At 44.0% G+C, this 8,606-nt stretch carries 11 protein-coding genes and 1 pseudogene; 11 read left to right on the plus strand and 1 reads right to left on the minus strand.

Features of this window, described 5'->3' with window-relative positions:
• Positions 1-54: 54 nt before the first annotated feature.
• Genes ACFPFU_RS21435 through ACFPFU_RS21445 form a run of 3 tightly spaced genes read left to right on the plus strand, consistent with a single transcriptional unit; the run spans position 55 to position 2,410 of the window.
• The gene (locus ACFPFU_RS21435; RefSeq protein ID WP_377067976.1) at positions 55-327 is read left to right on the plus strand and encodes a hypothetical protein; all 273 of its coding nucleotides are present in this window, start codon (positions 55-57) and stop codon (positions 325-327) included.
• A complete protein-coding gene (locus ACFPFU_RS21440; protein ID WP_377067978.1) occupies positions 324-1,928 on the plus strand; it encodes an RHS repeat domain-containing protein in 1,605 nt (534 codons plus the stop codon). Before ACFPFU_RS21435 ends, ACFPFU_RS21440 begins: the two co-directional genes overlap by 4 nt.
• A gap of 5 nt (positions 1,929-1,933) precedes the next feature.
• On the plus strand, positions 1,934-2,410 hold the full coding sequence (locus ACFPFU_RS21445) for a hypothetical protein (protein ID WP_377067980.1): 477 nt from the start codon (positions 1,934-1,936) through the stop codon (positions 2,408-2,410).
• Positions 2,411-2,466: 56 nt separating this feature from the next.
• Here the strand turns inward: ACFPFU_RS21445 and ACFPFU_RS21450 are convergent, their stop codons facing one another.
• Complete coding sequence (locus ACFPFU_RS21450) at positions 2,467-2,661, minus strand: hypothetical protein (RefSeq protein ID WP_377067982.1); 195 nt, start codon at positions 2,659-2,661, stop codon at positions 2,467-2,469.
• Here ACFPFU_RS21450 and ACFPFU_RS21455 point away from each other — a divergent pair.
• The 8 genes and pseudogenes from ACFPFU_RS21455 (at position 2,660) to ACFPFU_RS21490 (ending at position 8,478) form a co-directional block, all read left to right on the plus strand.
• A complete protein-coding gene (locus tag ACFPFU_RS21455) occupies positions 2,660-3,343 on the plus strand; it encodes a hypothetical protein (protein ID WP_377067984.1) in 684 nt (227 codons plus the stop codon). The two genes, ACFPFU_RS21450 and ACFPFU_RS21455, sit on opposite strands and share 2 nt — an antisense overlap.
• On the plus strand, positions 3,303-3,902 hold the full coding sequence (locus tag ACFPFU_RS21460) for a hypothetical protein (protein ID WP_377067986.1): 600 nt from the start codon (positions 3,303-3,305) through the stop codon (positions 3,900-3,902). Before ACFPFU_RS21455 ends, ACFPFU_RS21460 begins: the two co-directional genes overlap by 41 nt.
• A gap of 306 nt (positions 3,903-4,208) precedes the next feature.
• Entirely contained in the window at positions 4,209-5,075 is an 867-nt protein-coding gene (locus tag ACFPFU_RS21465; protein ID WP_377067988.1) for an RHS repeat domain-containing protein, read from the plus strand.
• Positions 5,066-5,470, plus strand: a complete 405-nt coding sequence (locus tag ACFPFU_RS21470) for a hypothetical protein (protein ID WP_377067990.1) — start codon at positions 5,066-5,068, stop codon at positions 5,468-5,470. The genes ACFPFU_RS21465 and ACFPFU_RS21470 overlap by 10 nt, the downstream gene beginning before the upstream one ends.
• A 46-nt stretch (positions 5,471-5,516) precedes the next feature.
• Positions 5,517-6,419, plus strand: a pseudogene (locus tag ACFPFU_RS21475) (RHS repeat-associated core domain-containing protein); the annotation flags it as partial.
• Positions 6,416-6,883 (plus strand): hypothetical protein, encoded by a 468-nt coding sequence (locus ACFPFU_RS21480; RefSeq protein WP_377067992.1) that lies wholly within the window; start codon positions 6,416-6,418, stop codon positions 6,881-6,883. The pseudogene ACFPFU_RS21475 and the gene ACFPFU_RS21480, both read left to right, overlap by 4 nt.
• A 660-nt stretch (positions 6,884-7,543) precedes the next feature.
• Complete coding sequence (locus ACFPFU_RS21485) at positions 7,544-8,059, plus strand: hypothetical protein (RefSeq protein WP_377067994.1); 516 nt, start codon at positions 7,544-7,546, stop codon at positions 8,057-8,059.
• 5 nt (positions 8,060-8,064) lie between these two features.
• A complete protein-coding gene (locus ACFPFU_RS21490; protein ID WP_377067996.1) occupies positions 8,065-8,478 on the plus strand; it encodes a lipoprotein in 414 nt (137 codons plus the stop codon).
• The last annotated feature ends 128 nt before the right edge of the window (positions 8,479-8,606 follow it).

The raw sequence follows: 8,606 nt of genomic DNA on the forward strand, positions 1-8,606 counted from the left end.
AACGGATTCTACAGGATTTTGGCGTGCGTTTTTTCGGGGAACCAGGCAAAAACCATGACAAAATCCCATCAGGAATTGAAAATCGGATCCGCCAGCCCTTCCAAGACCATCGACTATATCGGGGAGTTTGTCTTTGAGAACAGTGCCCTGGATTACCTGCTGCATGAAGAAGAGGACAAACCGTCAAGAAACAGTCCGGTGGACTGTTTTAGGTTTGGGCCAGGCTGCAGGGTGGGGAAGCACATGCAAATATCTCCCCGTCCTGAAGTACCATCCCGAAATACGAATTTTTCGTCAAGGACCACCTGGGCAATATCCGGCAGGTGATCCGTTCGTCCACGCTGGACCTGCTCGCCACCATGGAGGAAGCCCGTGCGGAAGAAGAGGAGGCCCTTTTCGAGAACCTGCCCCAGAGCCGCCAGGGTGCCGCCGAACACAACGTTACCCCGGAGGGTTACAGCACCGCCTGGCTCAATGCCGCGCGGGGACGGATCCTGGGGCCCGCCCGTGCGCAGGAGGTGCAGCGGGGCGACAGCATCACCCTGTCCGTATTCGGCAAATACGTGGACAAAAGGAAGGTCCGGCTGCTGCCCGCCTCGCTGGTAAAAGCCAAAGCCAGTCCGGAAACGCTCAGACAGCTCACCGAACTGGGCCAGCAGTACCGGGCCGCGGGTCCGAACCAGCTGCTGCTCTACCATGCCGTGCACCTTGTCCTTGCGGACCTGCAGCGCAAACCCGTACCCGAAGCCTATATGGGCTATGCCCTGTATGACGCGGACAGCAATATGTATGACTCCGGCAAAGTCCCCCTGAGCAAAAAAGCCAGGAACGAGCACGAAGAGCTGCGCAAAAAGATCTATATTGCGGAAGACGGCCATATGGAAGCCTACCTCGTCAATGAAACGGAAGAAAACGTGGGCCGTGTCCGCCGCGGCGGATACGATGACTTCTCGATCATGAGCGACGGGTTTTTGGTCGTGCAGGAGACGCACTATGACCCCTGGGGGTTGGAATTGACGGGCCTGGGGTACCAATACGGAGGCGGGGTCAAGGCAAACCGTTACCTCTATAACGCGAAAGAGTTTGAGGGGCATCTGGGCTTGAACCTCCATGATTATGGGGCTAGAATGTATGACGCTGCTATAGGACGATGGTTTGTTGTTGACCCCTTGGCTGAACTGGCACCGGGCCTGACGCCCTTCCGGTACGGGTTCAACAATCCGGTCAGGTTTACCGATCCTTCCGGCATGTTTGAGTACTCCGACGGGTATTCGACACAGGACAGCAGGAACATCACCGGGGCCGTAAGCACCGTCAGCTACAGGCAGGACGACGAGCGCGGCAGTCTGCAGACCGACCCCCTGCACGGCAGGCCGGTCTGGATGGGCCAGAATTATAACGTAAACGCCTCCGGCAAAAGGGTGGGCTCCGTGTTCAGGTACGTGGAGTATGAGGATGGGTTTAGGAAAGATTTGGGGTTTGGATGGGAAAGTGGAGGAATGATCTGGCAGAATGGCGGGGGTATAAGTATTGGAAATTATCTGTCAGACGATCTTTTTACAGTCACTAATCCCCAAATGGTGGGAGGTACAGTCCCTTTCCTTCCGGGAGGTATCGGCGGCTGGAGTAACCTGAAAAATTTATCCGGTTTAGCCAAGGATTTAAGAAGAATATTTGATGCCGCTAAGGGGGCGAGAGCACTGCCAAGCTTAGACGCTACGGGAAAAGTACATGGCACTTTGCCGAAAGTTCGAGATTTTGGCAGATACTCTATAGAAGAGCTACAAATTCTGTTAAAAGAGCTAAGACAAAGTGTTCAGACAAGGATAAAAGTAACATCAAAAATGGGTAGAGACCAGGCTCATGGTCAAAGACAAGGAGCGGAACAAGATTTGATAAAATCATTAGAAAAATATCTTGGACAATAGTAAATATGAAATCAACAAGAAAAATTCTCACAATGTTAGTTCGTGAACTGAATAATTATCTTGATAATATTAAATCTATTAATATAGTCTCAGGATATTACAACGAAATATTAGGGGATACTTCTTTTTTATTAGCGGGACTACTTGAATCACTACTAAAGAAAAACAATATTGAATGGGATAAAAAAAAATGGATTGACGATAGTCTAATAACAAATATAATTTGCCAAAATGATAAAGTGATTATTGAAGGAGTGATGATATGGGGCAAAATGAATACTACTGAACAATGGACAGATCCATTTTTTTTTGAAATAGAGCTGCTCAAGGATGAAATAGGCTTTAAGAAATTTACCTTTTTGTTTTGCGATTTGAAACATACTGAAATAACATATGAGGAATTTAGAGATAATGGTGATTATTGGGTTAGTACAAATAGGAAGTGGAAGTATGTAATCAATTCAAATGAAGTTGTGATATAAAAGCCAACGAGGGAAGCACAACGGTTTACGCGTCTGTTTCAAATGGAGTAAGTTGTTTAGCCCTGACTGGTGATCCTGAATGGCTTTTGGAGCCAAGATGTATAGCCTGTCCCGATGAGCGAAGCGATATCGGGAATGCCCGCTATAGGGAGATGGAGCGTACTGGACCCGTTGGCTGAACTGGCACCGGGCCTGACGCCCTTCCGGTACGGGTTCAACAACCCCATCCGATTCACCGATCCCACGGGCATGTTTGAGTGGACGGATGGGTATGGAACATATGACTCCAATAGTTCAACCATTTCCAAAGGAGCATTCAGTGGCAGCTATCAGGGAACAGGGTCAGATCTTAATTTTGGAAGTAGCGCCGGGACTACAGTGGTAGCTTCGATTGAGGGAGGAGGCCAAGTGGTTGTCGCCTTCGGAGGACTGAAGGATAATTATTGCTGTCCAACTGGAAGAGATAACTTAATTTCCAGTGAATCGCAGAATCAAAAATACCCAGTTAGCGTTGACCTTAATAACAAACCAGATAAGTTGTATGCCGATATCATTTCATTATATGATTGGTTGTTTAAAGGTCCATTTATCAGACAACCTAATGACGGCAGAAAAAAGAACTTTTTTAACATTAATGATTTTGTATTGAATGTTCCAGACAAGGGGGATGGGTTGACAGCTATAATTAGTAGAACTTTGGAAACTTCGGATGGGATCAAATTTTCATGGGCAATTCAACCTTATAATGTTAATAGGGCGGAACATTATGACAAGGGATATCTAACCTCAATTCAAAGCAATAGTTTTCCTGATAGGGGACAAATTCATTTGATTGGTGGGCCAACTGGCAAAAATGCTGTTTTCACATTTACAATATTTAATAAAAGCAACTATGAACCTGTCTTTAAACAAATATATAAAGGGTATCGGTAAATTGATTAACGCATTGGTAATAATTGCTTATTTAGTTTCATGTTCTCATGAAAAAAAGAACATGGGAACACAGAAGGAGTACCGAACATTAATTGATGAATTCAATATGGTATTTCCCTTCTTGAATTTGGATGACTCCTGGGAACCCAATATTGAATCAAATCCAAGCCAGGAATATTTTTTTCAAATTGAGAAGAAGGACAGTTTGGCTAAATTCAATAATATTTGGATCAATAAATATAAATATGTTTCAGAAGGAATCAGCGATTCTTCTTCTAATGTATGTTATTCTATTTCACGCATATTCTATTATTGGTTTGATGGAAAAGAAGGTAGAGCAGTTGAATACAATGATCGTCTGGATACCTTATGGGAGTACAAACACATTGGAGAAATAACAGACCTTCATCAGGAAATATTTATTAAAGGGAAATATCAATTTATGTACAGCAACCATATGTTAAAACCTGAGCAAAGGAAATATTTTGAAATCCATTCGGATTCTTTAAGAAACATAGGAGGAAATGATCTGCCGGAGCTTCCAGAAATTGATGGATAATGATTTCCCTGCTGGCTGTAGTTTTTAGAAGGCATGGAGCGTACGCCGTACAGTGGCCGGAAGGATCTGCTCCCTTATTTTCACAAGAATTTGCATATTGATTTTTGGGAGTTTAATTTATGGTTTGGGGGAAATCAAACTCCAAATTGGAACTGAATGCGGGGATGGCACTGACATATTGCGAGCGTACAAGCATGGAAGCCTACCTTGTAAATGAAACGGAAGAAAACGTAGGCCGTGTCCACCGTGGCGGATTCGATGACTTCTCGATTATGAGTGACGGGTTTTTGGTCGTGCAGGAGACGCATGAAGCCTGTCCCGAAAGCGCAGCGCATCGGGAATCCCTGGGGGTTGGAATTGACGGGCCTGGGATACCAATACGGAGGAGGGGTCAAGGCAAACCGTTACCTCTACAACGGGAAGGAACTGCTGACCGATCATAACCTCAATATCTACGACTATGGAGCCAGGGGTTACGACCCGGCGATAGGCAGGTGGAGCGTCATAGATCCGCTTTCCGAGCAGATGCGAAGACATTCCCCTTATAACTATGCCTTCAACAATCCGTTGAGGTTTATTGATCCTGATGGGATGGCTCCGAAGAATTGCTGTCCAGGGTCTTCCGGTTCGGTGTTCAATTCAGAAGTACAGAAGAAATTCGGATTTATCAAATCAGGGCTAGACAATCTTTTCGGCATAAGCGGCAGCAACACTGCTTCGAAACCGGGGAATAGTCAATCAGCCGGTGTAGTACTGGAGAGTGAATTTGGCAGCGGACCTATGGACTCAGGGACAAAAGGAGATATAGGGGGCATTGTAAACACCGATGGGTTGGGTGATATCGGGAAGGGTTCCCCATCAGGAGGTATGATGGAAAAGATTGCAGATATGATGGGAAGTCTATATGGTCTCGTGTCTGAGTTTTTCAGTAATGATTCGGGTAATTCGACTCAAAACAACAATGCCATCGAGACTGCCTCTGCCCCTTCTGGTACTGCTGATTCAGAACCGAATAACGTCAATGTCAATGGCTCGCAGACCACCGCTGGTCCTGACAGTAACAAGAATATGAACGCAGATACGGTTCGGGGTGACTTCGTTGGTCGAAATGGAAATATTGGCAAGTTCAGAATTATATTAGGATACTTTAGAAAAGAAATATTATGTACCTGACGGTTATTAGACTAATTGCATTATTTTTCCTTTTAGGACTGTTCTCCTGTAGTAATCAGGTGGAATATATCGAATTGGAAGTCTTGGTAAGTGATACTGTAAAGATTGAGGAAAAGGTATTGGCGAGGATCTACTCAAATAACAGTGATTGGAAGATTGTAAAGGCATATTTTGAATGTGAGGACAAGTTGAAAGCGGATAAGGTAGATGCTCTGAATGAAACAATTGAAGGTTGTAGCAAAGAGTTGTTTGTGAGGAATGACACGGTCATTATTCAGTTTACACCTACTAAATTAGGTTTAAACGATTTTGGGAAGATAAAGACTCTGATGAAGAAGGGATCGGACAAATTCAAAGTCTTGGAATCTGACTTTAGTTATATTGTCATCCAATGACCAGATTAAGGTAGTGAAGAGTCTTGTATAGCGTTACCTCTATAACGCGAAAGAGTTCAAGGGGCATCTGGGCTTGAACCTCCACGATTATGGGGCTAGAATGTATGACGCTGCTATAGGACGATGGTTTGTTGTGGACCCATTGGCTGAACTGGCACCGGGCCTGACGCCCTTCCGGTACGGGTTCAACAATCCGGTCAGGTTTACCGATCCTTCGGGCATGTTTGAGTACTCCGACGGGTATTCTACACAGGACAGCAGGAACATCACCGGGGCCGTAAGCGCCGTCAGCTACAGGCAGGACGACGAGCGCGGCAGCCTGCAGACCGATCCCCTGCACGGCAGGCCTGTCTGGATGGGCCAGAATTATAACGTAAACGCCTCCGGCAAAAGAGTGGGTTCCGTGTTCAGTTATGTGGAGTATGAGGATGGGTTTAGGAAAGATCTGGGGTTTACACTGAGAGGCGCTGGGGACTTCGGGGATAGCGGACGTGCTAACGCGGGGGGAGGTAATGACTTTTCATTGGTAAATATGTACCTACACTTCCAGTTTGGTGGCGGAAAACCAATGACTTTAAATATGTCATCCTTTGATTTTAGCGGAACATCACAAAGATCGCTTGGTTTAACGGGTATGACACCTGGCGACATTAGATCTGTCAATTTATTCAACGCTGGTGCAACAAACCACGCCGCATTGGCATTTGGAAGGGTAAGGATGGAATATCATGGAAATAATCAGTTTTCAATAGTTTCTGACCCATCAGCCCGCTTTGATTTTAATCCATTAATTGATCCAAATGCTTCTTGGGGCAGAAATGCAGGTAATGTTTTGGGAGCAGCAATTAATTACAACTTGTGGTTAGGCCCCAGATCTCTATTAGTTCCGCTTATATTTGGTGGTCCGTACGATGTTAATTTTATAGGAACAACTTCCATTCCACGATGAAAAAGGTTATAGCTATATCAGTAATAGCAGTTTTAGCAATGATAACAAGCTGCTCTGAACAAAAGTATCCTGATTTAGGTGATGGATACAGTTTTGATAGTGATGGTAAATACACTTTAGCTATTGTGAATTCTCAAAATACAATAATGGTTGGAAGTCATGTATTGGAATATGCTTTTGACACTATCTTTGTTGTAGTATCACAGAGACCATGGGATGATCCAAGTATTCCGGGATTAAAAGAAATGACATATAAGCAGAGGAACGAAGCTTTTGAAAAAAGCACGTTCCGACAGTATTGGATTATCAACAAAAAAGGGAAGAACGAACACATAGGCATTTTTGGGAGTGGAAATGATATGCGTGCTAAATATTCAAATGTTTACGGCCCTTTTTCAAAAGAAGAATATTTGCAGAAGCGGAAGGAATTAGGAGTACCGAAGGAATTACAACTAAAGGAATAATAAAAAGCCCAGCTTGGAAAATTGGTCAGATTGCAAAGGTTTTTTTAGATATCAATCATGATTAAATTCATATTAATAACTCTGGTTTCTATGTGACCACTATCGTCTGCGTAGCAGTTGGTGTGCTTATTCCGTTGATTCCACATATTATGAGATTCATGTTAATGACTCCATAGTAGCCATCAATCACGAGTCGTTTGGACCGGTAGAATATGGTTATGAATTGCGATCAGCCTCATTAATAGTCTATGATCATCTCCAAGATGTATCGAAGGCCTGGAAAGTGATGAAATGCAAGCCGCGGGTGCTGGTACTTGAAACGGGCGAAGAAACCGTTATCTACAAAAAACTGAAAGTTGGTGACGATTAATTTGAAATGAAACACAACGACATGACCTATATGAAATTTCAAGAGGCCTTTATATCGAGGTACTTAGAAAAATCTAAATCAAATTAAAAACCGTACCGACGGGTATTCGACACAGGACAGCAGGAACATCACCGGGGCCGTAAGCACCGTCAGCTACAGGCAGGACGACGAGCGCGGCAGTCTGCAGACCGACCCCCAGCATGGCAGGCCGGTCTGGATGGGGCAGAATTATAACGTAAACGCCTCCGGCAAAAGAGTAGGCTCCGTGTTCAGGTACGTGGAGTATGAGGATGGGTTTAGGAAAGATCTGGGGTTTGGGGGTCGATTGGGGGGGGAAAAGGAGCACAAATGGAGGGAGTGATTTAGATAATTGGGGGCGTAACGCAATGACAGTGGCCGGTATGACATTAATGTGGGCAACTGGTCAAAGGCTTCCTTTTGGAGCAGGCTCATATTACAATAATGATCGTGTGGCGAATGCAATGAGAAACGCATGGAGGGTTAATCAGGCTAGAGAGTTTTTTTATAAGAAATATGCTGGAGTAACTAATTTAACAGGGGCTTCAGTTACAAATTATTCGGGAAAGTTTGGGCTTGAGGGTTTGCTTAGGGCGGGAGTAGATCCCGTAGAACAATTTATTGGAAGCTATAATATTGATATTCAGGTAGTGGATAATATGCTTCAGTTTATGTTGACTAACACAACCAGTTTTGAATCTTTCTTTTATGGTATTGGGCCTAATTGGCAAGGTGGGCCAGGAGGAAATTTTAAACAGACATACATTTTTACCGAACCGTTAAGATGATTTTTATGAAAAGGATATTAGAATATATTACATCGGTGTTAATATTAGCCGGTTGCAGCGGCATAAGCGAAGAACATGTGATTGGGAATTACTATCTGACAGAAGTTGATTATGTTGATGAAAAAAGGGTTTTAAGCTTTAACTTAGGTTCAGGAAATTATGTTGGCGTTGTGGGTCCTACAATTTTAGCTGTAGGGTATGACGATAGTTTTATCATAGCCAAGCAGCTACCAAGTGGGAAAAGCACGGACAAAGATAAGGTGTATTACTTCATCATACCTTTAAAGAGTAAAATTCATCATTCACCTGATGAAAATAAAATAGGACCTCTTACTCTCAATGAGTTTAACAAGAAACGATTGGAGTTAGGCGTATCTGAGAGTCTCAGCTTCACGAGATTTTTTGAGCAGCCTAAATAAGCGTATCCGTCCGATAAACCCCATATTTCATAGCTGGTGCAAACATCGTATAGTTGCATCATGAAAAAGATAAGCAACGACGAGTATTATAACCTGTTTTGCAGGTGGCGGGCTTCCGGTATAAGCAA

Source organism: Negadavirga shengliensis (genome assembly GCF_042652345.1).
Taxonomy (GTDB): domain Bacteria; phylum Bacteroidota; class Bacteroidia; order Cytophagales; family Cyclobacteriaceae; genus Negadavirga; species Negadavirga shengliensis.

Coding starts and splice junctions, on each gene's coding strand:
- ACFPFU_RS21445 (WP_377067980.1), top strand. CDS start 1,934: ATGAAATCAACAAGAAAAATTCTCACAATGTTAGTTCGTGAACTGAAT.
- ACFPFU_RS21490 (WP_377067996.1), top strand. CDS start 8,065: ATGAAAAGGATATTAGAATATATTACATCGGTGTTAATATTAGCCGGT.
- ACFPFU_RS21460 (WP_377067986.1), top strand. CDS start 3,303: ATGAACCTGTCTTTAAACAAATATATAAAGGGTATCGGTAAATTGATT.
- ACFPFU_RS21455 (WP_377067984.1), top strand. CDS start 2,660: ATGTTTGAGTGGACGGATGGGTATGGAACATATGACTCCAATAGTTCA.
- ACFPFU_RS21470 (WP_377067990.1), top strand. CDS start 5,066: ATGTACCTGACGGTTATTAGACTAATTGCATTATTTTTCCTTTTAGGA.
- ACFPFU_RS21450 (WP_377067982.1), bottom strand. CDS start 2,661: ATGCCCGTGGGATCGGTGAATCGGATGGGGTTGTTGAACCCGTACCGG.
- ACFPFU_RS21465 (WP_377067988.1), top strand. CDS start 4,209: ATGAAGCCTGTCCCGAAAGCGCAGCGCATCGGGAATCCCTGGGGGTTG.
- ACFPFU_RS21480 (WP_377067992.1), top strand. CDS start 6,416: ATGAAAAAGGTTATAGCTATATCAGTAATAGCAGTTTTAGCAATGATA.
- ACFPFU_RS21435 (WP_377067976.1), top strand. CDS start 55: ATGACAAAATCCCATCAGGAATTGAAAATCGGATCCGCCAGCCCTTCC.
- ACFPFU_RS21485 (WP_377067994.1), top strand. CDS start 7,544: ATGGGTTTAGGAAAGATCTGGGGTTTGGGGGTCGATTGGGGGGGGAAA.